Below are 21,984 nucleotides of genomic sequence, written 5' to 3' on the forward strand. Positions count from 1 at the left end.
GATATGGGCCTGTACACGGTTTTGATTCTACAATGGCCTCGAAAAGCGGGTAAACGTCTTACCCGCGTCAATACGCGAAAGTGAGATCTGGAGGCCCTGTGCACACGGTTTTTTATGTTTCTGATGGGACGGCGATCACAGCCGAGGTATTCGGTCATGCAGTGCTGAGTCAGTTTCCCCTGCCTTTTGAGCAAATAACTTTTCCTTTTGTCGAAGATGAAGACAAGGCGCGGGCCATCCGTGACCGCATCAACGACAGCTTTCACCAGAGTGGCAAACGCCCCTTGGTATTTCATACCATCATTGATGATAGGCTGCGCAATATCATCATCGACAGCGAAGCCATGTGCTACGACTTTCTTAACACCTTCGTGGCTCCCATTGAGCAACAACTGGGAGTAAAGGCTGAACCCCGCGCTCACAAGGCCCACAGCATCGCCAACAAACAAAACTACGATCTGCGCATCGACGCAGTGAACTATGCTCTGGATAACGACGATGGTGTGACCACCAAGGAATATGACGAGGCCGATATCATACTGGTGGGCGTATCTCGCTGCGGTAAAACGCCCACCAGTCTTTATCTGGCGCTGCAGTTTGGCATACGGGTGGCCAACTACCCCTTTATTGATCAGGACATGCAGCAAATGAACCTGCCGCCGGCACTCAAGGCAAACCGCCACAAACTGTTTGGGCTGACCATTGATGTGGGCCGGCTGCAAGAAATTCGTCAACGTCGCCGGGCCGACAGCCGTTATGCCGACATTGAACAATGTCGTTACGAACTGGATCAGGTTGAACGCCTGTTTCGTATGGAAGCCATTCCTTTTATCGACACTACCTTTCACTCGGTAGAAGAGATTTCAGTGAAGATTCTGGAGAAAACAGGCATAAAACGCAGAATTTACTAAGGCCTCAACCACCGTTTACAGTACAATAAATCGCGACCAAACACACATATCAAGCATCAAATATGCACAAAAAATTGATTTAGTGTTTACAAAAATGTATACATTGATCCCTGTGATTAACCACAGGGTCAATCCACCCTGAAACTGGTTATTTTTGAGCCTCACAGAGTGCCCAAAACACTGCGATGTGGTTCTGCCCGCCATACCAGACAGATAACAAGGCCGGCAGTTAACAACAACTTAACTTGAGCAACCCTCAGGGACTTATTGCAATGAAACACAGCCAAAGCAAATCGGTATTCGATTACTACGGCAAGCCGTCTTTCGGTAAAGCACTGCCGCTCTCCTTCCAGCACATTCTGGCAATGATCATGGGCGCAGTGACGCCGCCGCTTATCGTTGCTGGTGTCGCCGGGGCCAATGGCCAAGAAACCATGATGCTGGTGCAGCTCGCTCTGTTATTTTCGGGCATTTCCACCCTGCTTCAGTTATATCCTGTCGGACGGTTTGGTGCCGGTGTGCCTACCATCTTCGGCGTAGGTTTTGCCTATGTGCCCAGCCTGATTGCTGTTGGTTCTGTTTATGGCATTCCCGGTATTCTGGGTGCCCAGATTGCCGGCGGTATTGCCATGATTGTTGTGGGCCTGTTTATCAAGCAGATTCGCCACCTGTTCCCGCCTGTTGTGGCCGGTACCGTTGTGCTGGTCATTGGCCTGTCCCTGTATGATATTGCCATTAAATACATGGCCGGCAGCGGTAACACCAGCGCAGACGGCTTTGGCAGCGGCATGAACTGGCTGGTTGGTCTGACTACCCTGGCTGTGGTGCTGCTGTGTTCCCAGTTCGGTAAAGGCTATCTGCGTCTGGCCGCCATTATTGTGGGTATTGTCGTGGGTTATGTGATGTCCTTTGCGTTTGGCATGGTCGACTTTACCAGCCTGCACGAAGCGCCCTGGGTGATTGTGCCCACGCCTTTCTCCATGGGCATTGAGTTTCACGCCTCTGCGGTGATTTCCATGGTAGTGATTTGTATCGTGAACTCGGTACAGACTATTGGTGACCTGTCTGCCACTACCGTGGGCGGCATGAACCGTGAGCTGAAAGACAAAGAGCTGTCCGGCGGCCTGCTGGGTAACGGCCTTTGCACTCTGGTTGGCTCCATCTTTGGTGCCCTGCCTACCGCGTCGTTCAGCCAGAACGTAGGCATTGTGGCCATGACCAAGGTGATCAGCCGCTATGTGCTGGGCATTGCCGCTGTGTTTTTGGTGATTGCCGGTCTGCTGCCCAAGTTCGGTGCTGTGATGACCACTATCCCCTATCCTGTGCTGGGTGGTGCCACCATTATCGTATTTGGCATGATCACCATGACCGGTATTCAGCTGCTGGTGAAAGACGAACTGTCTTCCCGCAACATTACCATTGTGGCCCTGTCGGTGGCGCTGGCCATGGGGATTAACGCTGTGCCGGAAGCCATTGCCCAGCTGGGTGACACTGCCCGCATGCTGATTGGCTCGCCTGTTATTGTTGCAGCCACCGTTGCCTTTACTCTGAACATGCTGCTGCCCAGGAAATCTCTGCAGGACGAAGCCCGCGAGCGTGAAGAAATTGAGCGCCAGATGAACCAGGGCTCTGCCAAAGAGCAAACCGAAAGCGATAACGCTCAATTGCGTCAGGCTAACGCCAACAATTGAAAGGGTAAGCCTTCGGGTAAGGATGACAATCCGCAGTGAAAAAAGCCGGTCACAAGACCGGCTTTTTTATTAGGTAACACACTCATTCTGAAAACGACAAGGCGGTATATTCAGCCGGGTAAAAAAAAGCCCGGCACCTGCCGGGCTCTGTGAGTTACTTAAGCCGCCAGAGAGTCATCTCGGCTACCGTATGCTGATGCTTGCGCCGGGTTTCCCGAATAACAAAGGGAATGTCCTGCTGGCCCACCAGTTCAAAACGGTCATTCAGGGTGGCTTTCAGACCATCCAGAGTACTGTAGTTTTCACCGTTAACCTTGATACCGCCCAGCCATTTTTCTTTAGGAGTGTATTCCTCAAGCCAGGTGTAGGGTGAGGTAAGCACCAGATAACCGCCCTGATTCAGACGCTGATGAATGGCCGCCAGGAAGCCGGCCGGATCATAGAGGCGGTCAATCAGGTTACCGCAGAAGATAAGATCGTAACCGCTGAAGCGCGGTTTGAGATTATGGGCATCGCCCTGCACAAACTCGATACGTTCCGCCACCCCGGCGTAACCCATGTCGGCCAGGCTGGCTTCCTTGAACTCCACCAGCTCGCCTTCGGTCGGAACAGCAAAACGGGTCTGGCCACTTTCCTTAAGCTGAAAACCATGCTGAATAAAGCGGGCAGAAAAGTCGATACCATCCACTTGCTTAAAGTGCCGGGCCAGTTCAAAGGTGGCCCGCCCTACCGAGCAGCCCAGATCCAGGGCTTTGCCCCGGTTCAGCTCAGGCAGCCTTTCCAGCAGCGCATTAACGCACGCCAGCGGATAGTTGGGCACACCAAAGTAGCTGTCACCGTAGTGGAATTCCAGATACTGAGCGACCAGCTCATCGGTTTCATACGTGTTTACTGGCTCCACAGGAACCTCCGGGTTGTCGGATTCAAGATAGCGAAAGCCGGCATGCTGAAAAAAGTGCCGGCGAAATGCATAGCGGGAGTAACGGGTGGCTTCATTGCCGGTAGAAATCCAGGAGCCACCCTTGAACAGGTTATGCCGGTTATCAAAGGTAGGCGTAGAGAAATCATCATAGAGCGGATGCACCTCAAAGCCGGGAAAACCATCGATGGGGGTTTCGGTCCACTGCCAGACGTTGCCGGTAATGTCATAAATACCGTCATGCTCAAAGCGGTTTACCGGACAGGACGAGGCAAAGTGCTCCAGATTGATATTGCCCGGGGCCTGCTCCCAGTGGGGTTGATCGGTATCAATACGGTTTCTCAGTACTGTCCATTCGGCTTCAGTGGGCAGCCGAATGTGAGTACCGGTTTGCGCTGCTTTCCAGTTACAGAACGCTTTGGCTTCCAGATAATTGACCTCTGCCGGCCAGTTCAGTGGCAGCGGAATTTCTTCCAGTAAATTACGCTGCCAATACTCACCATAGCGCTGCAGCCAGAAGCGAGGCATGGCAGCTTGCGTATAATTCAGCCATTGCCGGCCTTCTTCAGTCCAGAGCTCGGGCCGCTGATAGCCGCCGTCCTGCACAAACGCCAGGTATTCACCATTGGACACCAGATACCGGGAGACACGAAAAGCCTCTACTTCCACCGTTTTACTGCCGTATTCGTTGTCCCAGCCATAGGTGGCGGCGCTGGCCGGCTTACCCAGCGTGATGGTATCGCCTGCTACTGGCAGCAGACTGTTTTGCGGGGCCGGGCCATATTCACGGCAGGCCACCCACAGCGGATGTGGTTGCAGCTGAGACAGCGGCAACATACGCATGATTACCGATGAGGTTTCCAGATGAATGCGTTCGTGCTCTGTACCCATCAGCACAATCCAGGCCGGACTGTCAGGAGTAATGGGCAACGTCAGCGGCATATCACTGATAAAGGCATCCACGGTTTCCCGAACCCGTTGACGATAAGCCCGGGTATGATCCAGGCTGGGCCAGTCGTAATGGGCGTCGTTGAGATCATCCCAGGACATTTCATCCACGCCAATAGCAAACATGGACTCAAGTCGCTCATCCAGGCGTTCAGGCAGATATTTGCCCAGTACCAGCTTGTTGATAAAAAAAACAGCGGTATGGCCAAAATAGAAAATCAGCGGATGGCGCAGCGGCTCAGGCCGCGAATAGTAGGCATCTTCTGTGGTAATGCAATCAAACAGTGCCTCATAAAGGCAAAAGGTCTGATGAAAATAACGGCGTATTTCTTCCCGCTTTTGCTCCGGATCCGTACCGGTCAGCAAGGGGGTTTTCGTCACAATATCCGACAATGTATGCATGAACGTGTCCCTGATCACATTAATGATTAACGTTACCTTGGCATCAGCCAAATGAGAAGTCTGAATCGAAGCAACAGACCTGACGGCTGCCCGTTTCTTTCAATTTTCAGGGATCATTTTCCAAAACCCGGGCCTGTGCTATAACCAGTCCTCTTTGCTATTCACTTACAGGAAGTATCATGTCTCACACCGACACTCAGTTCGACAATGTTACTGTTATCAAGCAGGCCAATGTCTATCACGACGGCAAGGTCACCAGCCGGGTAGTGAAGTTTGCCGACGGCAGCCAAAAAACTCTGGGTATTATGCTGCCCGGTGAATATACCTTTGGCACAGAGGCCGCCGAACTGATGGAAATTACTGCGGGCAGTCTGGATGTGCAGTTGCCCGGCAGCGACAGCTGGCAGCGCGTTGAAGGCGGTCAGTCCTTTGACGTGCCTGCCAACGCCAGTTTTAACCTCAAGGTGTACAGCCTGGTAGATTACTGCTGCTCCTACTTCGGCTGAGCACAGCCTGCAGGGCGAGCATCTCGCCCTGACTTTAAAGCATAAATATCCAGCCAACACCGCCATTATGGTTATAAAAATTCAACTGAAGCAGTTTTAAACGCAAAAAATCCATTAATAAGCTCCTTTCATCTTGCGGGCGCTGACCAGCTTGGTTAAAGTTCTGCGCTTTGTTTCTCAAGGCTCAGGCCTTGGCGGTAAAGGAAATCCTGCTTATGGCAAGCCCCGATATCAGTTCGCTGATCCCCATTTTTCTTACTCTGCTGCTTTCACTGACCACACGCAACGTGGTGATTGGCCTGTTTGCCGGTGTGTTAAGCGGTGTTGTCATGCTGAACGACTGGCTGCACCCGCTGGACAGTTTCGGCATTCTGGTTAAAGACCATCTGGTGGGTCAGCTGACCGACAGCTACAACGCAGGTGTACTGGTTCTGCTGGTGTTTATTGGTGGCTTTGTAGCACTGATGGAGCAGTCCGGTGGTGGTCAGGCTTTTGCCCGCCGGGTGACTCACTGGGTCAGCAATAAGTGCCGGGCGCAAATCTCGGCCTGGCTGGGTGGCATTGTTATCTTCTTTTCCGATCTGGGCACACCACTGATCGTCGGCCCTGTCTTTCGCCCGCTGTTTGACAAGCTGGCGCTGTCCCGCCAGAAACTGGCCTTTATTATCGACTCTACCGCCTCACCGGTGGCTATTCTGGTGCCCTTTATCGGCTGGGGTGTCTACATCATGGGGTTGCTGCAAAAGGAATTTACCGCCCTTGAACTGGATCTGAGCGACTGGCAGGCCTTTATTTCCGCCATTCCCTTTCAGTTTTACGCCGTGCTGGCAGTCACCATGGTGCCGCTGATTGCCTTTAAAAGGCTGGACTTTGGCCCCATGGCCGAGGCAGAACGGGCTGCGGAGCGCGGTGAGATTGCCACCGGGCCTCAGCAGGAGCTGACGCCCTTTACTCACGATAATGCCCGCGCCAGCTTTGTGTGGGCCCCGCTGCTGGTCATGGGCGCAGTGCTGGCAGCCATGCTCGGCCCGCTGGGATTTCCTTTTGAAAAAATCTCCGGCTCCGTGTTTCGTGCCGCTCTGTCCACTGCTTACTTCTCTGCTGCCGTTACCCTTATCAGCCTGATGGCCATTTATGGTGTGCGCCGGGTCAGCGACGGTATTGCCGTTTATCTCAGAGGCATGAGTAACATGATGCAGGTGGCCATTGTACTGATCCTGGCCTGGACCCTGAGCAGTGTGGGCAAGGAGCTGGGCGCGGCCGCTTATATTGCCGAACAGGCTCAGGCCGGTTTTCCTGCCTGGCTGGTGCCGGCCGTGGCCTTTTTGCTGTCCGGAATCATCTCCTTTGCCACCGGCTCATCCTGGGGCACTTTTGCCATTATGCTGCCACTGGTGATCCCCACCGCCATCGCCATTGATGCACCGCTTTATGCATGTATTGGTGCCGTGCTGTCCGGTGGTCTGTTTGGCGATCACTGTTCACCCATCTCGGAAACCACCATATTGTCTTCTACCGGCTCTGGCTGTGATCAGTTTGAACACTTCCGCACTCAGCTTCCCTATGCCCTGCTGAATGGCAGTATTGCCCTGAGCGGTTTTGTGCTTGCTGGTTTTATCGCCAGCCCACTGATTCTGGCTGCCGCCATTATGGCGCAGCTGGTGCTGGTCAGCCTGCTGGCCTGGCATCAGCGTCAACGCCTGCAACAGCAGACAGCCTGATCTCTTATCCGGGCTGGCTGCGGCCAGCCTCACATTCCGGGGGTGCCACACAAAGCCGGTTGCGCCCCTGCTCCTTGGCCGCATACAGTGCCTTGTCGGCCTTGGCCACCATGTCTTCTATACGGTCATACTGCTCGGGTACAAAAGCGACCACGCCCAGGCTGAGCGTCACTCTCTTTTGCTCTGAGCGAATATGTTCAATATTGAGTTCACGCACCGCATTGAGCAGGTGCTCGGCCACATGACGGGTTTGCCACAGATCCTGCTCCGGCAGCAGAACAATAAATTCCTCACCGCCGTAGCGGGCGACCATGTCTCCTTGCCGGTGCAGCTGGCCGGCCAGCGCCTGCGCCACAAGGTGCAGACACTCATCGCCCTGCTGGTGACCATATTCATCATTAAAGCGCTTGAAGTAATCAATATCGCCCATAATGAGCCCCAGAGAACGCTGCTCACGCACAGCCCGCCGCCATTCCGCTTCAAGGTGCCGGTCAAAACATCGGCGGTTGGCAATCTGAGTCAGATCATCGATCTCACTCAGCCGTTGCAGAGAGGCGTTCATGCTCTGCAGTTCCCTGTTGGCCAGTGCCAGCTGTTGCTCAGCCCGTTGTCTGGCATCCACAAAAAATGCAAAGGTTTTACCCATTCGGCTGATTTCATCATCTCCGTTAACTGGAATCGGCTCGGGCTCTCCCCTGCCGTGTGCCTGCATGGCCCGGCTGAGCCTGTTAATACGCTGAATAATGGAGCGGCGAATATAGAGCAATGCCATCAACGTGGTGATCACCAGTAGTACCAGGGCGGCCAGCAGCACCGACATGGAGCGGCCCATCAGGCGTTGCTGCTGTTGCAGCGCCTGCTCTGCAGACGCTTTGAGCCGTTGATGATAGCTGAAGGTGGCACTGGTCAGCTTTTGCGCCAGCACCCGTGTTTCACGGGCCGTGGCAAGGGTAGCCCGGGCATGACGCAGCAGCGGCCTTCGTTGTTCAAATATCATCGGCAGCAGCTGCTGCAGGCGGGCACGCAGCGCAACTGCCGGCGCATAGGTCAGCTCAAGCCCGGCAAGCACCTGCAGCCGGGCATCGCTGAAACGCTCAAGGTTAATCAGATGGCCGGGCCGCTCGGCGCTGAAGACGGCAGCGGTGTAGCCAAGCGCCGCCAGGGCATGGCCAATAAAGTGCTGTTCCGGCAAAGGCAGATCCCGTGCCACTGTTTCCAACTCTGTGAGCTGGCGCAGCATTAAAAACAGTTCATCCATCTGCTGCTGCTGAATCGCCTGCAGCTCCTGCTCGGCACGCAGCCGTTCATTCAGTTTGTCCAGACTGCTGAAAAACGGTGTTTGCCATTTATCCAGCGCCATCCTGTCGCTGTCACTGAGCTCGCCGAGTTGCTCCAGCCGCTTTCGGGTAGCCTGATAAATACCTGCCAGATTGGCTACCCGGCTATTGACAGTACTGACAGAAATATCATTACCTGCCAGGAGTTCATAGACTTCTCCGGCAATGGTCTCTGCATCGCGGGTCAGCTCGCCGGCAATCATGGCCCGCTCAAAATGACGGCCTGTGGCTCCGGTCAGTCCCACATACTGGCTGTAGACAAGGTAAGCAAAAAACGAAGCCAGCAGCAGATAGAGGCCAAACACCAGAATGATGATAAGGGTCAGTTTACGACCCAAGCTGCCGGAAGTGGCTGTGGTACTCATGCCTGCTCTCAGCGAAACAGCGGTGCAAACAACAGGCCACCCCGGGACCAGGGCTGATTCAGTCCGGCAGGTATATTCACCGGAGTGCCCGGACCAAAATGACGCTGATAGATTTCGCTGTAGTTTCCTACACTTTTAATCATCTGTAGTGCCCAGCCGGCTGGCAACCCCAGCTGCTTGCCCAGATGCCCACTGACACCCAGTAGATTCTGCACTTCCCTGTCGGTGCTCTGCCTGGCTACCTCCGCTACATTCCCCTGCGTGATGTGTTTTTCGTCGGCCAGAATAAGCGCATGCACAACGGCACGGATCACCCTGTGCCACTGGGCATCATCATTGCGCACCATGGGACTGATGGGCTCACGAGACAGGAGTTCAGGCAAAATCAGATAGTTATCCGGATTATCTGCCCTGTGGGCACGGTTAATGGCCAGATTGATGCGGTCTGCCGAGTAGGCATCACAATGCCCTCTGAAAAAGCTGTCGCCATTGGACGGCAGAACACGAGCATGAATTTGATTCCGTTCAAGCAGCATCAGCAAATTACGGTAAGTTGTGGTGTTTTCGGTAACACATACCGTTTTGTTATCAAGATCCGCCAGTCCGCCAATGCCTGAGTCTTTACGGACCAGCAGCCCCTGGCCGTCAAACAGATAAATGGCCGGAAAGGCCACCTGATAGGCATCTTCCCGCCCCAGGGTCCAGGTTGAGCTGTACATCACCACATCACTGTGTTTTTGCTGCAGTGTGGTAAAACGGCTGGTGGCATCCACTTCCACAAACTGTACCCGTTCAGCGTCGCCAAATAAGGCCGCCGCTGTGGCGCGGCAAAAATCGACATAAAAGCCGCGCCAGACACCGTTTTCATCAATGGCACTGCGGCCCGGGTCATCGGGAAATACACCACAGCGAATATCACCATGCCGTACCACTTCAGCCAATGTGCCGGCGCTGACCTGCCCGGTAGTCAGGCACAACACCGCCAGTATGGTGCTAATTATTGTTCTCATTTTGCATTCCTGTGTCATCGTCCCTGAACCTGTTTAGCATGATCCATAATGACAGAAAACCACAAACACCATATAGGAGTAATCACATATGCGGATATTGATGCTGCTGGTACTGATGCTGTTATCCCGGCCACTGATGGCCAACGGGCAGATGCTCACGCTGGCGGAAGGGCTGGATCACCCCTGGGGACTGGCGGAGCTGCCCGATGGCAGCCTGCTGGTTACTGAGCGTTCAGGGCGTCTGCTGCACCTGCAGCCTGATGGCACACGCAATAACATAACCGGATTGCCGGCCATTGCCGCCGGCGGTCAGGGTGGCTTGCTGGATGTGGCACTGCACCCAGACTTTGCCCGCAACCGGCTGGTCTACTTCAGCTTCAGTCAGCCGGGGCCGGGTGGCAGCGGTACTGCTGTGGCCAGCGCCACACTGAGTCAGCAGCAGCTAAGCAATGTGCAGGTTATTTTTGAGCAGATACCCAAAACTTATGGCCGCGCCCATTTTGGCTCGCGCCTGGTGTTTGACAGGCAAGGCTATCTGTTTATTACCACAGGTGATCGCTATCACAGCCGGGATCAGGCCCAGTCACTTGACAATCACCTTGGCAAAATCATTCGCCTGCACGATGACGGCCGGGTGCCTGCCGATAATCCCTTCGTAAACAAGACTGGTGCCCTGCCGGAGATATGGAGCCTGGGCCACCGAAATGTGCAGGGTGCTGCCATTCACCCCGAAAGTGGCGAGCTCTGGACCCACGAGCACGGCCCTCAGGGCGGAGACGAAGTAAACCGCATTCAAAAAGGCCATAACTACGGCTGGCCCGTGGTGACCTTTGGGGAAGAGTACGGTGGCGGCCGTATCGGGGAAGGCAGCCGCAAGGCCGGCATGACGGATCCGCTTTGGGTATGGGTGCCCTCCATAGCGCCGTCGGGCATGCTGTTTTACCGCGGCAACGCCTTTCCTGAATGGCAACACCATCTGTTTGTGGGAGCCCTGGCCGGGCGCAAACTGGTACGTCTTGAGCTGAGTAACGGCAAGGTGGCGGGTGAGTATCATCTGCTAACTGACCTGAACGAACGCATTCGGGCACTGGCGCAGGCTGCCGACGGCGGCATTTATGTGCTGACCGATGCTGATAGCGGCCGCCTGTTAAAGCTGCAGCCATCGCGCTGAAGGGCTGACCTTGAACGTGAAATGGGGTAACCTGTAACAACTGTACTTTATTTCAGTTACTTTTGTGAACAATAAGGGAAGCGATATGAGCAACAAAATTTGGAACGTTTATCTGTCCGGTGAAATTCATACCGACTGGCGTGAGCAGATTATTGCCGGTTGTGAAGCCAAGGGCCTGAAAGTACGCTTCAGCTCTGCGGTAACCGACCACGATGCCAGCGACATGGTCGGCGTTAACATTCTGGGCAGCGAAGAAGATAACTTCTGGCGCGACCGTAAGGCCTCCGGCATCAACAGCATTCGCACTTCCACTCATATCAAGGAAGCGGATCTGGTGGTGGTACGTTTCGGACCCAAATACAAGCAGTGGAACGCCGCCTTTGATGCCGGCTTTGCCGTGGCTTCCGGTGTGCCCATCATCACCCTGCACGATGCCGAAAACGATCATCCGCTGAAAGAAGTGGACGAAGCGGCCAAGGCCACCTGCCGCCACCCCGAGCAGGTTGTTGAGATCCTGGCTTATCTGATGTCCTGATCAGCATCAGCAAGAGATTCTCAAACGGAGCCTAAATGGCTCCGTTTTTATTTCTGTGTGCCGAGTTCTGTCGGTTCGTCACTGCTATTAGGCCGAAACACGTCCTATCTGTTTTAGAATTAAGGGCGAATACATGAATGAAGGAAGGCGCTTAACATGACCCGGTTTGCGGTTTTACTGATGATGGTAGCGACACCACTGATGGCTTCTACTCTGGCCCGCAGCGAGCCTGCCCGCGGCAATAATGGCTCAGTCTGGATTGATGTACGCACGGCACAGGAATACCAGCTGGATCACCTTCCCGGTGCTGTGCTAATTCCGCACACGCGCATCGCCCGGGGGGTGAGTGAGCAATATCCTAATCGCAATACGCCCATTAATCTCTATGGTGCCGACGGCGTACGCTCACGCATGGCGATGGAGGCGCTACAGGCATTGGGTTATCAACGAGTGGAAGATCTGGGCAGCCTGAATGCCATTCGCGGCATTGAGCCGGCAACGGTATCGGTGCAGCACACCGCCAACAACCAATAAGGCTTAACCCGGTTCAAACTCCCGCAAGCCCGCCTTCAGCACTCTGTCTCCGTCAACATCGGCCACTGTCCACACCATGCCATAACGCTCAAAGTGATCCCCCACCACAGGGTGACCATTGGTATGCTTGAGCATAAAGTCACCTAAAGGCATGCCGGCTTCATCGACGGAAACATCCACCCCATAGATGAGCGCCACATCCCCCATACGGGCATCCGCGTCCAGAATAAAGTCGCCAAAGAACGCCCTGGCTTTTTCCCGGGCCAGCTCCAGGTCACCCCCGAACATATTGTTCAGGGTTTTAAGGTGCGTGCTGCGGCCAATCACACACAGCACATCATTGATGGCCAGACGAGTACTGCCCGAGGCCGGCAGCAGATGCTCACCTCTGAACACCGCTGCTACCCGGCAGTGAGGCGGAAAGGTCAGCTGACGTACCACAATGCCGTCCAGTGACTGACTTTCTACCTGATAGAGAAACATCTCAAAGTCATTTTCCTTGAAAATACCCAGCATGGAGCGGCGCCTGGGGGCCGGCTCGGGTGGCACCTCTACCGCCAGCCAGCGAGCCATCAGCGGCAAAGAAGAACCCTGCACCAGCAAAGAAATCAGTACCACAAAAAAGGCCACATTAAACAGCATGCCACCTTCCTCTATGCCAGCCATCAACGGGAAAATGGCCAGCACTATGGGCACGGCTCCTCGCAAGCCAACCCAGGAAATAAAGCCCAGCTCACGGGCATTGAAACGGAAAAACGGCAGCAATGATGTCAGCACTGCCACCGGCCTGGCAATAAAAATCATCGCCAGAGCAATCAGGCTGGCTGGCAGTGCCATGGCCCACATATCGGCAGGAGAAATCAGCAACCCCAGCACCAGAAAGAGGCCAATCTGGCTGAGCCAGGCCAGACCATCAAACACCGGCAAAATCGACTCCAGGTTGCGCAACCGGGAGTTGCCCAGCACCAGTCCGGCCAGATACACCGCCAGAAAGCCGCTGCCCTGCAGCATGGCCGTTAACGCAAACAAGGTGAGGCCAAAACCGGTCACCAGCAGCGGATACAGGCCCGACGCCAGACTGATCCGACGAATAAGCTGCACCAGCACCTGCCCGCCCAGCAACCCCGCCAGCGCCCCGATGCCAAACTGACTGAGCAAAAACAGCACAGCCTCGCCGCTCCCCTGCATATCACCGGTGATAAGAGCTATCAGGGTCAGGGTTAAGAAGATGGCCATGGGATCGTTGGTGCCCGATTCGATTTCAAGGGACGCTCCCACCCGCTGGTTCAGCTGCATGCCCCGCCCGCCCAGCAGAGAAAACACCGCCGCAGCATCGGTCGAGCCCACGATGGCCCCCAGTAAAAGCCCCTGCAGCCAGCCCAGATCAAGAATATAAACCGCAATTAAGCCGGTAATACCACTGGTGATCAGCACGCCAAAAGTAGCCAGACTAAGGGCGGGCTTCAGCCCCACCCTGAAGGTCTCCATGCGGGTGCGCATGCCGCCGTCCAGCAGAATAATGGCCAGGGCCAGGTTGCCCACGGTATAAGCCAGTGAATAACTTTCGAACATGATGCCGCCGGGGCCACTTTCACCGGCCAGCATGCCGATCAGCAGAAAAATAAGCAGTATGGGAATGCCGGAGCGGGCAGAGACCAGCGTGGCCAGCACACTCAGACACAGCAAAACGCCGGCCAGCAAAAACAGATGTTCGATATTATCCAATAGAGTGATTCCAGCTTATTTTTAGATGGTTATGTTATATCACATTCACGGCCAAAGCCGGTCAGGGTTTTTATGCATTCACGCCTTGCTGCTGTTGCTGCAGCGCCCTTCCCAGAGTATGAAAATAATGCCGAAAAGCACTGTTGCACCTGTCCCGCTGTGTACCCTGAGGGTAAAGCCCACATTGCGCTTCCCGGGTGGCTTTGGTCCCCTTGACCAGAAAGCTGTTCTTGATGCCGGCATCCTGCACAAAGGCTTCAAAGGCGCGGGCACACAGCTCTTCGGGCCGACTGAAATATACTATTCCCTGTTGTTCGTCCATTTGAGCCGAGGCATAAAACAGTGGGCTGGGCTGGCTGCCGTCTTCACTTAACAGCACAGCCTCAAAGCACTGGAATAGCAGTGTATTTAACGGGTGTTTGATGGTGGCGGCATTATTGAGCCAGGCATCCGATGTGAGCCTGTGCCGGGCAACACCGCTTAATGCCTTATCAGCCATGTGGTGATCAAACGCATGAAACCACTCATGAGCAATACTGCCCGGACCGGCATTTTTGGCCAGCGCAAAGCTGCGGGTGGCCGGCTGGTAGTGCGCGCTGACTCCAGGCCGGCCACCGGTGCCATATTGCAACGACAAGCTGCCACGCAGGGAGATAAGCGACTCGGGTGCCTGCAGGATCAGCATTAAATCACACAGGGCGTTATAAAAGTAGCCGGCCGCGACATCACGCTCGGCTCTGGTAACCCAGCGGCCAATTTCAATACTGCGAAAATCAAAACGCCGGCGGATTTGTACAAAATCCACCGGCTCTCCCTGTATATGTTCAGGGCCGTTACGATAAAAATGAATAACCCATACTCCTGAGGGCAAAAGGCCAGGTTCAGGGGCCCCGGCGTCCGGTAAACAAACTGATTATAAACAACACTATGCCCACCACAAATACCAGTTTGGCCGCGCCTGCTGCCGCCCCGGCCACACCGGTAAACCCAAGCAGGGCAGCGATAATGGCAATAATAAGAAAGGTAATTCCCCAGCTGAACATGGCATTTCCTCCAAGTTTGAAGTCAGGATATGGCCACACAAGAAACCTGTGGCCACTCGCCTTGCCGGTGACTTAGTTGGCGATCTGTATGTCGTTTTTCACCGTGGTCACCCCTTCTATATTGCCAGCCAGCAACGCCGCCTGTTCGGCCTGCTCCCGGTTTTCAACTTCACCGCTGAGGTGCACCACGCCGTTATCGGTTTCCACGCTGACATCGGTACCGGCCACCATGTCATCGGCCAGCAGCACCGCTTTCACCTTACCGGTAATTAACGCATCGCCGGCCAGACCAGCCAGAGAGTCATTGTCTTCGGCTGCTGCTTCTTTTACATGCAATTGATCCTCAACGGATTCAACACCCTTGATGTTTTTAGCCACTTCGACTGCTCGCCCGGCCTGCTCCTGAGCCGGCACAAAGCCACTGAGAGTTACCTTGCCTTTTTCGGTTTCCACGGAAATATCCACGCTGGATACACCTTCATCATTCAGCAATGCCGACTTCACCTTGCCGGTGATCACACTGTCATTCATGTAAGTGCCGGCCTTGGTAGCGGCCTGCTCGGCTTTTTGCTGAGTCTGCTCTGCCGTCTCTTCCATTTTGGTCGCCAGCGATTCTTCGGCCAGGGCGTGCCCTGCCACCATGGTGGAACTCATTACTACAGCCAGTAGAGTGCGGGAAAAATGATGCTTGTTCATATTTCTTCTCCAGTAGTAAACACGGTTATCCATGGGGGTTGATACTGATACGCAGGTTCAACACCATTTGCATCAGGTGCTTAAGACTATTGAAGTTCAAAACAAATATTTCAAGAAATAGCCAAATGGCTGCGAAACAGACTGACGGAAGATAATAGCGACAATGTGTCCTCAAATGGATTCATTCGCACACAAACCGAATAAAAACCAAATAAAACAGACACTTAAAAAACAGCATAAAATAGCGACCGAGCACCATACCCTATCTTTCAGGCCGTGCATTCATACCAGTGTCACATTGTAATAAAACCGTCATATTCGGCCTGCATAGTGCGCCCATCATAACGATGAGGATGTACCGATATGACCACTGAGACCACTGCCCTGCCCGCTGCTGCCCAGCCGGCTCAGTCATCTTACCGCTGGCTTTCCTGGCTGCTGGTGGCCGCATTGGTTTATTTGCTGCTGGCGGCAGTGGGTGCCATTGGTGCCGGCTTTAAATCCGCTGCCGGCGATAACGCCAAAGCCCTGTTCGAGTTTGCCTCAAACCCGATCATTGCTTTGATTATCGGCGTGGTGGCCACGGCGCTGATCCAGAGCTCCAGCACGGTGACCTCCATTATTGTGGGCATGGTGGCCGGTGGCCTGCCGATTGCCATTGCCATTCCCATGGTGATGGGGGCCAATATCGGTACCTCCCTTACCAGCACCCTGGTCAGTCTGGGCCATGTGCGCAATGGCGAGGAGTTTCGCCGGGCCTTTTCTGCCGCTACCGTGCATGACAGCTTTAACCTGCTGGCGGTGGCCATAGTGCTGCCGCTGGAGCTGCTGTTTCAGCCGCTGGCACGTTCCTCCGAGTGGCTCGCAGGCTTGCTGGTAAGCGATGCCAGCATGAGCATGGGCAACATGAACTTTATGAAAGCCATGCTGGCCCCCGCTACCGGCATCATGAAAGAAAGCGTGGCCTGGCTGCCCGGCGTCTGGTCCGGCATTGCCCTTATTATGCTGGGCATTGGCATGATACTGCTGGTGGTGACTCAGATAGGCAAAGTACTGCGCACCCTGATGGAAGGCCGCGCCATGGGCATTTTGCGCACCGCCGTGGGCCGCGGCCCTGTGTCAGGCATGGCCTCGGGCACCCTGGTCACCGTGCTGGTGCAGTCGTCTTCCACCACCACTTCGCTGATAGTGCCGCTGGCCGGCACCGGCATGTTCAGCCTGAAGCAGGTTTATCCCTTTATTCTGGGCAGTAACATCGGCACCACCATCACCGCCCTGCTGGCTGCCACCGCCATTACCGGTGCTTCGGCCATGGTGGCGCTGCAGATTGCACTGGTGCACTTGCTGTTTAATGTGCTGGCCATTGCCCTGATTTATGTGCTGCCGGTGCTGCGCAACCTGCCCATGCAAATGGCCGAGCTGCTGGCCACTCAGGCCCAGCGCAACAAAGCCTATGTGGCGGCTTATATCGGCGGCGTCTTCTTCGCCTTGCCCCTGACCCTGGTCGGCCTCAGCCAGTGGCTGTGACCTGACAGACGGTAGTTGGCGATGAGCAAAGCGAATCCCAACCGCGGCTGCCGACTAAAGTGGCAGCTACCGCTCCCCCAAAGGGCTGGTGGAGTTATCAAAAGCAGGTCGCTAGAATGGCGCCTGCTTTTTCTTGCCGGACAACACTATGGACGCCACCGCTCTGCCCACTTTTCAGGCTCAGCTGCACACTGCGCTCGCCAAGCCACCCACCGAAACCCGCCGAATATTTCATGGCCGGGGCCGTTGCTGGCCCGGGCTGGAGCAGTTAACTGCCGACTGGTTAAAAGGCCCGTCAGCCGGTCAGTTGCTGATAAGCCTGTTCAAGGAGCCGGAGCCTGCCTTGTTAGCCAGGCTGCTGGCCATGCTGAATGAGCTGGTAACTACACCCGTCTGGCAGCAAAGCGGCGCTCGCTCTTTGCTGCTACAACACCGCAGCCGGGACGGCTCACCGCTGGAGGTGATTTGGGGTGAGCTGAATGCCAGCCCTGTGGTGCATGAGCATGCGCTTGCCTACCAGCTGAGCCTTGGCAAAAACCAGAATCACGGCCTGTTTCTGGATATGCGGCTGGGCCGGCAGTGGGTAAAAGAGCAGGCCCGGGGCAAACGGGTACTGAACCTGTTTGCCTATACTTGCGGCTTTTCTGTGGCAGCCATGGCCGGGGGTGCCGAGCAGGTGGTGAATCTAGATATGGCCAAGGCAGCCCTTTCCCGTGGCCGGGATAACCACAGATTAAACCAGCATGATCTGAGCCGGGTCAGCTTTCTGGGCCACGAGCTGTTCAAGTCCTGGGGCAAGGTGCGCAAACTGGGCCCTTATGAACTGATTATTATCGACCCGCCTTCGTTCCAGAAAGGCAGCTTTGCCCTGACCAGAGACTACGGCAAAATTCTGCGCCGGCTGCCGGAGCTGCTCACGCCACAGGGCACTGTGCTGGCCTGCGTGAACGATCCCGATATTGACTGCCAGTTTTTGATTGACGGCATGGCAGCACAGGCACCGACTCTCAGGTTTGTGCAGCGGCTGGACAATCCGCCCGAGTTTACCGACGTCAGCCCCGAAGCCGGGCTCAAGGCGCTGGTGTTTGCTCAGGGTTAAACTCGGGCTCGCCTTGCCGCGCGTATTTTTGCGCCAGCACGGCACAGACCATCAGCTGGATCTGATGAAAAATCATCAGCGGCAACAGCGCCGGACCCAGCATGGCTCCACTGAACAGCACCTTGGCCATGGGCACACCCGTGGCCATGCTTTTTTTGGAGCCGCCAAAGATGATAGTGATGCGATCTTCCCGGTTAAAGCCAAAACGCCGGCCCAGCACGGCAGTCAGCCACAGCACCAGCGCCAGCAACACACAGCAGACCAGTGTCAGGACAGCCAGCTTCGATATCGACACCGTATGCCAGAGGCCTTCCACCACGGAAGCACTCAGGGCCGTGTACACCACCAGTAAAATGGAGCCCTGATCTATTTTGCTCAGCCAGGCCCGGTTACGATCCACAAAGCCGCCAATGACCGGACGCAACAAATGACCCGCCATAAAGGGCAGCAACAGCTGAGCACTGATGGACAGAATGGAGTCAAGCGGTGACACTGCTTGATCTGCCTGCATATTGAGCAGGGCGGCCACCAGCAGCGGCGTGAGCACTATGCCCAGAATACTCGATGCTGAGGCACTGCATACCGCCGCCGGCACATTGCCGCCCGCCAGCGAGGTAAAGGCAATGGCCGACTGTACCGTGCCCGGCAACACACACAAAAACAGCACTCCCATATACAGCTGCTCTCCCAGCAGCGGCAGCAGCACCGGCTTTAACAACACGCCGATAACGGGAAACATCACAAAGGTACAGCCGAACACCAGCAGATGCAGCCGCCAGTGGGTGGCACCGGCTACGATGGCCTGACGAGACAACTTGGCCCCGTGCATAAAAAACAGCAGAGCAATGGCGGCCGTGGTCAGCCAGTCAAAAAACACGGCCCCCTGCCCCTGGGCCGGCAGCAGGGTGGCGGTGGCCACCACACCCAGCAGAATAAGGGTAAAGTTATCAAACAGCAGACGTAACATTCTGAACATTTCTAGATTCCGGTGGAGACAAGATTTTCACCCATTATAATGGCGAAAGTGTCAGGATTTTATCGGCAAAAAGAGATGAAGTGTCGCCAAAAAGACAATCAGCAAGTATTACTGGAACAGCTTGGGCAACTAAGGCACTTGCCAAGGCCGGTGCTGGGCCAGCTGCAGTCCTTGCCCAATCAGGCCATTAACACTCATCATGTCCATGCCTGGATACAGCTTTCCTATGCCGCTGCAGGCGTGCTGACGGTGAACACACCCGAAGCCCGCTTTGTGGCCCCGCCCAACCGGGCGGTGTGGATTCCGCCCCATCTCAGCCATGGCGTGCACTGTGACGCCGGCACCCAAATTCGCAGCCTGTATATTGACGCTGCCGCCCTGCCAGCCCGCCCCTGTGAAGTGGTGGAGATAAGCCCCTTGCTCAGAGAGCTGATTCTGACGTTCAGTCATTTTGATGTGGAATATAACGAAAGCGGTGCCGAGGGTCGCCTGGTGGCGGTGCTGCTGGATCAACTGGCGCTGGCACCGGCCTGTGCCCTGATGCTGCCCTGGCCCGGCCATCACGCTCTGGCGGCTATTTGCGATTATCTGGCTGCACACCCGGACTGCCGCCGGCCCATGCGTTATTTCAGTGAGCAGCTGGGGGTCAGCGACAAAACCCTGAGCCGCTATTTTGTGCGCGACACCGGCATGAGCTTTCGGCAGTGGCGACAGCGGGCCCGCCTGCTTGCCGCCCTGCCCCTGCTGGAGCAAAACCTGCGCATTACCGATGTGGCGCTGGAATGCGGCTACGACAGCCTGTCTGCCTTTATTGCCGCCTTTGGCGAGCTACTGGGCTGCACACCAGGTGAATATGTGCGCAACAAGTAGGCCTGAAAGCCCGTGACTTCTGCTTCACCGCAAAGCGAAGCAGCAGCGCGGTTGCACTCCGCCGACACGCTTCGAGCCCATCCATGGGACGCTCGGCACATGCCGTCCATGGCATGTGACGGTCGGCTACAGCAATCCCCACTGCTGCTTCGTGAAACTCCGGCGCTACCTGCCACGAGATTTTCTATTCCCCAGTCCCTATTCCCCAATCCCTCGCCTATAACGGCAGGGCCGTGGTGTACTTGATTTGCTCCATGGCAAAGCTGGAAGTGATGTCAGACAGCCCTTCGGTGCTGTTGATCAGCTTTTTATAAAAACGATCAAAGGCGGCAATGTCGGCCACCACCACTCTGAGCATATAGTCCCACTCGCCGGACATGCGGTAAAACTCCACCACTTCGTCAAACGCGGTGACCGTCTCGGCAAAACGGGCCAGCCAGCGGCTGTCGTGATGCTGGGTTTTTATCTGCACAAACACCGACAGGCCCAGCCCAAGCTGCTCGGCATCCAGCAGGGCTACCCGGCCGCGAATGTAACCGGCTTCTTCCAGCCGCTTGACCCGCTTCCAGCAGGGCGTGGTGGACAGGTTCACCGCCTCGGCCAGATCTTTCAGCGCCAGGGTGGCGTCCTGCTGCAGCAGGGCCAGTATTTGACGATCGAAATTATCCATTCGTTTTTATGCCATTAGGGAGAAAAATTTTCTAAAAATTATCGCTTATCCTGAAAACAAGAGAAAACCTTTTTCCCCTTATGAGAATACAATTTTCAGTATCATTTTATTTTTGAGTCTGATGCCATGAGCCAGTGGACCCGCACCGCCCTTAAAGTTTTGTCCAGCGATCAGCTGCGCACCTCGGACACTCACCTGTACCGGCTGGACATTCCGGCCCTGGCCGGCATTGATATCTATCTGAAAGACGAAAGCACTCATCCCACCGGCAGCCTTAAACACCGGCTGGCCCGCTCGCTGTTTCTGCACGCCATCTGCAGCGGCAAAATTCGCGAGGGCACCCATGTGGTGGAAGCCTCATCGGGCAGCACGGCGGTGTCGGAGGCCTATTTTGCCAAATTGCTGGGCCTGCCCTTTACCGCCGTGATGACGGCGTCCACCACCCGCAGCAAAATTATTCAGGTAGAGCGCCTCGGCGGCCGCTGCCACTTTGTGCAGCATGCCAGTGAGGTGTATGCCGCCGCCGAGCAGCTGGCACGGGAAACCGGCGGCCATTATATGGATCAGTTTACCTATGCGGAGCGGGCTACCGACTGGCGGGGCAACAATAATATTGCCGAAAGCATTTTCCGCCAGCTGGCAGAAGAGCCCCACCCGGAGCCGGACACCATTGTGATGAGTGCCGGCACCGGCGGTACCTCGGCCACCCTGGGCCGCTATATTCGCTATGCCGGCCTGAATACCCGGCTGGTAGTGGTGGATCCGGAAAACTCGGTGTTTTTTGACAGTTTCCAGCAGCAGGACCATACCCTTACCAGCCGGGCCTGCGGCCGCATTGAAGGCATTGGCCGCCCCCGGGTGGAAGCCTCGTTTCTGCCCGAGGTGATCGACCGCATGATAAAAGTGCCCGATGCCGCCAGCATCGCCACCATTCACTGGCTGGAGCACATACTGGGGCGCAAGGCCGGCGGCTCGACCGGCACCAATCTGTGGGGCGTACTGCAACTGGCGCAGGAAATGCAAAAAGCCGGCAAAACCGGCTCCCTGGTCACGTTAATGTGCGACGGCGGCGAGCGCTATCTGGACACCTACTACAACCCGGAATGGGTCGCCGAGCATATCGGCGATATTCAGCCCTGGCGTGAACAGCTGGCCCTGTTGGGCTAGCTGGAAGCTGGAAGCTTGGAGTGTGGAGTGGCCCCGATAAAGTAGACACTTAAATTAAGCGGCAGCTGCGTAGGCATTGGGAGTTATTCCTCCCAGCGCCATGTGGCGCCGCACTTTCGGGTAATACTCGTCCGTATAATACCGGACTTCATCTGCCATTT

20 protein-coding genes are annotated in these 21,984 nt (G+C 55.5%); 11 read left to right on the forward strand and 9 right to left on the reverse strand.

Going from position 1 to position 21,984, the window contains the following annotated elements; genetic code table 11:
• Positions 1-98 precede the first annotated feature (98 nt).
• Together R0I78_RS08705 and R0I78_RS08710 are read left to right on the forward strand one after the other, a co-directional pair.
• Entirely contained in the window at positions 99-911 is an 813-nt protein-coding gene (locus R0I78_RS08705) for a pyruvate, water dikinase regulatory protein (RefSeq protein ID WP_317075062.1), read from the forward strand.
• A 272-nt stretch (positions 912-1,183) separates the two neighbouring features.
• Positions 1,184-2,602, forward strand: coding sequence for a nucleobase:cation symporter-2 family protein (locus R0I78_RS08710; RefSeq protein ID WP_317075063.1), 1,419 nt, complete (start codon positions 1,184-1,186; stop codon positions 2,600-2,602).
• Between the two features lie 154 nt (positions 2,603-2,756).
• Here the strand turns inward: R0I78_RS08710 and ovoA are convergent, their stop codons facing one another.
• Positions 2,757-4,871 carry a 5-histidylcysteine sulfoxide synthase gene (gene ovoA / locus R0I78_RS08715; RefSeq protein WP_317075064.1) on the reverse strand — a complete coding sequence of 705 codons (2,115 nt, stop codon included), beginning with the start codon at positions 4,869-4,871 and terminating at the stop codon, positions 2,757-2,759.
• A 179-nt stretch (positions 4,872-5,050) separates the two neighbouring features.
• Here ovoA and R0I78_RS08720 point away from each other — a divergent pair, with 179 nt between their 5' ends.
• Positions 5,051-5,377 (forward strand): pyrimidine/purine nucleoside phosphorylase, encoded by a 327-nt coding sequence (locus R0I78_RS08720; protein ID WP_317075065.1) that lies wholly within the window; start codon positions 5,051-5,053, stop codon positions 5,375-5,377.
• 215 nt (positions 5,378-5,592) lie between these two features.
• Positions 5,593-7,098 (forward strand): Na+/H+ antiporter NhaC family protein, encoded by a 1,506-nt coding sequence (locus R0I78_RS08725; protein ID WP_317075066.1) that lies wholly within the window; start codon positions 5,593-5,595, stop codon positions 7,096-7,098.
• A 4-nt stretch (positions 7,099-7,102) separates the two neighbouring features.
• Here the strand turns inward: R0I78_RS08725 and R0I78_RS08730 are convergent, their stop codons facing one another.
• Both R0I78_RS08730 and R0I78_RS08735 read right to left on the reverse strand, forming a co-directional pair.
• Positions 7,103-8,800 carry a diguanylate cyclase gene (locus R0I78_RS08730; RefSeq protein WP_317075067.1) on the reverse strand — a complete coding sequence of 566 codons (1,698 nt, stop codon included), beginning with the start codon at positions 8,798-8,800 and terminating at the stop codon, positions 7,103-7,105.
• An 8-nt stretch (positions 8,801-8,808) separates the two neighbouring features.
• The gene (locus R0I78_RS08735) at positions 8,809-9,810 is read right to left on the reverse strand and encodes an amino acid ABC transporter substrate-binding protein (protein WP_317075068.1); all 1,002 of its coding nucleotides are present in this window, start codon (positions 9,808-9,810) and stop codon (positions 8,809-8,811) included.
• An 88-nt stretch (positions 9,811-9,898) separates the two neighbouring features.
• Between R0I78_RS08735 and R0I78_RS08740 the strand changes: the two genes are divergently transcribed.
• From R0I78_RS08740 to R0I78_RS08750, 3 genes are all read left to right on the forward strand, one after another.
• A complete protein-coding gene (locus tag R0I78_RS08740; RefSeq protein WP_317075069.1) occupies positions 9,899-10,981 on the forward strand; it encodes a PQQ-dependent sugar dehydrogenase in 1,083 nt (360 codons plus the stop codon).
• Between the two features lie 85 nt (positions 10,982-11,066).
• Complete coding sequence (locus R0I78_RS08745; protein ID WP_317075070.1) at positions 11,067-11,516, forward strand: YtoQ family protein; 450 nt, start codon at positions 11,067-11,069, stop codon at positions 11,514-11,516.
• Between the two features lie 156 nt (positions 11,517-11,672).
• A complete protein-coding gene (locus R0I78_RS08750; protein WP_317075071.1) occupies positions 11,673-12,050 on the forward strand; it encodes a rhodanese-like domain-containing protein in 378 nt (125 codons plus the stop codon).
• A gap of 3 nt (positions 12,051-12,053) precedes the next feature.
• On the opposite strand, the gene R0I78_RS08755 is transcribed toward R0I78_RS08750, so the two are convergent.
• From R0I78_RS08755 to osmY, 4 genes are all read right to left on the reverse strand, one after another.
• Entirely contained in the window at positions 12,054-13,775 is a 1,722-nt protein-coding gene (locus R0I78_RS08755) for a potassium/proton antiporter (protein ID WP_317075072.1), read from the reverse strand.
• A gap of 70 nt (positions 13,776-13,845) precedes the next feature.
• Entirely contained in the window at positions 13,846-14,646 is an 801-nt protein-coding gene (locus tag R0I78_RS08760) for a CLCA_X family protein (RefSeq protein WP_317075073.1), read from the reverse strand.
• 10 nt (positions 14,647-14,656) lie between these two features.
• Positions 14,657-14,818: a DUF1328 family protein gene (locus R0I78_RS08765; protein ID WP_019934894.1), complete on the reverse strand. Its 162-nt coding sequence runs from the start codon at positions 14,816-14,818 to the stop codon at positions 14,657-14,659.
• Positions 14,819-14,890: 72 nt separating this feature from the next.
• On the reverse strand, positions 14,891-15,514 hold the full coding sequence (gene osmY / locus R0I78_RS08770) for a molecular chaperone OsmY (protein ID WP_317075074.1): 624 nt from the start codon (positions 15,512-15,514) through the stop codon (positions 14,891-14,893).
• Between the two features lie 363 nt (positions 15,515-15,877).
• Between osmY and R0I78_RS08775 the strand changes: the two genes are divergently transcribed.
• Together R0I78_RS08775 and R0I78_RS08780 are read left to right on the forward strand one after the other, a co-directional pair.
• Positions 15,878-17,041 (forward strand): Na/Pi symporter, encoded by a 1,164-nt coding sequence (locus R0I78_RS08775; protein WP_317075075.1) that lies wholly within the window; start codon positions 15,878-15,880, stop codon positions 17,039-17,041.
• A gap of 148 nt (positions 17,042-17,189) precedes the next feature.
• A complete protein-coding gene (locus tag R0I78_RS08780; RefSeq protein ID WP_317075076.1) occupies positions 17,190-18,140 on the forward strand; it encodes a class I SAM-dependent methyltransferase in 951 nt (316 codons plus the stop codon).
• Here the strand turns inward: R0I78_RS08780 and R0I78_RS08785 are convergent.
• Positions 18,112-19,098, reverse strand: a complete 987-nt coding sequence (locus tag R0I78_RS08785; RefSeq protein ID WP_410506575.1) for a bile acid:sodium symporter family protein — start codon at positions 19,096-19,098, stop codon at positions 18,112-18,114. The genes R0I78_RS08780 and R0I78_RS08785 overlap by 29 nt on opposite strands.
• Before the next feature lie 93 nt (positions 19,099-19,191).
• Here R0I78_RS08785 and R0I78_RS08790 point away from each other — a divergent pair, with 93 nt between their 5' ends.
• Complete coding sequence (locus R0I78_RS08790) at positions 19,192-19,986, forward strand: helix-turn-helix transcriptional regulator (RefSeq protein ID WP_317075078.1); 795 nt, start codon at positions 19,192-19,194, stop codon at positions 19,984-19,986.
• A gap of 217 nt (positions 19,987-20,203) precedes the next feature.
• Here R0I78_RS08790 and R0I78_RS08795 read toward each other — a convergent pair whose 3' ends face one another.
• Positions 20,204-20,656: an Lrp/AsnC family transcriptional regulator gene (locus R0I78_RS08795; RefSeq protein WP_019934899.1), complete on the reverse strand. Its 453-nt coding sequence runs from the start codon at positions 20,654-20,656 to the stop codon at positions 20,204-20,206.
• 126 nt (positions 20,657-20,782) lie between these two features.
• On the opposite strand from R0I78_RS08795, the gene R0I78_RS08800 reads away from it, so the two are divergent.
• Positions 20,783-21,823, forward strand: a complete 1,041-nt coding sequence (locus R0I78_RS08800; protein ID WP_317075079.1) for a PLP-dependent cysteine synthase family protein — start codon at positions 20,783-20,785, stop codon at positions 21,821-21,823.
• Positions 21,824-21,984: the final 161 nt, after the last annotated feature.

It is taken from the genome of Oceanimonas sp. CAM02 (assembly GCF_032842915.1).
In the GTDB taxonomy this organism is placed as follows: domain Bacteria; phylum Pseudomonadota; class Gammaproteobacteria; order Enterobacterales; family Aeromonadaceae; genus Oceanimonas; species Oceanimonas smirnovii.

Bases quoted from the DNA above. Each gene is read 5' to 3' on its own strand.
- R0I78_RS08710 (WP_317075063.1), top strand. From the start codon at position 1,184: ATGAAACACAGCCAAAGCAAATCGGTATTCGATTACTACGGCAAGCCG.
- ovoA (WP_317075064.1), bottom strand. From the start codon at position 4,871: ATGCATACATTGTCGGATATTGTGACGAAAACCCCCTTGCTGACCGGT.
- R0I78_RS08720 (WP_317075065.1), top strand. From the start codon at position 5,051: ATGTCTCACACCGACACTCAGTTCGACAATGTTACTGTTATCAAGCAG.
- R0I78_RS08725 (WP_317075066.1), top strand. From the start codon at position 5,593: ATGGCAAGCCCCGATATCAGTTCGCTGATCCCCATTTTTCTTACTCTG.
- R0I78_RS08730 (WP_317075067.1), bottom strand. From the start codon at position 8,800: ATGAGTACCACAGCCACTTCCGGCAGCTTGGGTCGTAAACTGACCCTT.
- R0I78_RS08735 (WP_317075068.1), bottom strand. From the start codon at position 9,810: ATGAGAACAATAATTAGCACCATACTGGCGGTGTTGTGCCTGACTACC.
- R0I78_RS08740 (WP_317075069.1), top strand. From the start codon at position 9,899: ATGCGGATATTGATGCTGCTGGTACTGATGCTGTTATCCCGGCCACTG.
- R0I78_RS08745 (WP_317075070.1), top strand. From the start codon at position 11,067: ATGAGCAACAAAATTTGGAACGTTTATCTGTCCGGTGAAATTCATACC.
- R0I78_RS08750 (WP_317075071.1), top strand. From the start codon at position 11,673: ATGACCCGGTTTGCGGTTTTACTGATGATGGTAGCGACACCACTGATG.
- R0I78_RS08765 (WP_019934894.1), bottom strand. From the start codon at position 14,818: ATGTTCAGCTGGGGAATTACCTTTCTTATTATTGCCATTATCGCTGCC.
- osmY (WP_317075074.1), bottom strand. From the start codon at position 15,514: ATGAACAAGCATCATTTTTCCCGCACTCTACTGGCTGTAGTAATGAGT.
- R0I78_RS08775 (WP_317075075.1), top strand. From the start codon at position 15,878: ATGACCACTGAGACCACTGCCCTGCCCGCTGCTGCCCAGCCGGCTCAG.
- R0I78_RS08780 (WP_317075076.1), top strand. From the start codon at position 17,190: ATGGACGCCACCGCTCTGCCCACTTTTCAGGCTCAGCTGCACACTGCG.
- R0I78_RS08790 (WP_317075078.1), top strand. From the start codon at position 19,192: ATGAAGTGTCGCCAAAAAGACAATCAGCAAGTATTACTGGAACAGCTT.
- R0I78_RS08795 (WP_019934899.1), bottom strand. From the start codon at position 20,656: ATGGATAATTTCGATCGTCAAATACTGGCCCTGCTGCAGCAGGACGCC.
- R0I78_RS08800 (WP_317075079.1), top strand. From the start codon at position 20,783: ATGAGCCAGTGGACCCGCACCGCCCTTAAAGTTTTGTCCAGCGATCAG.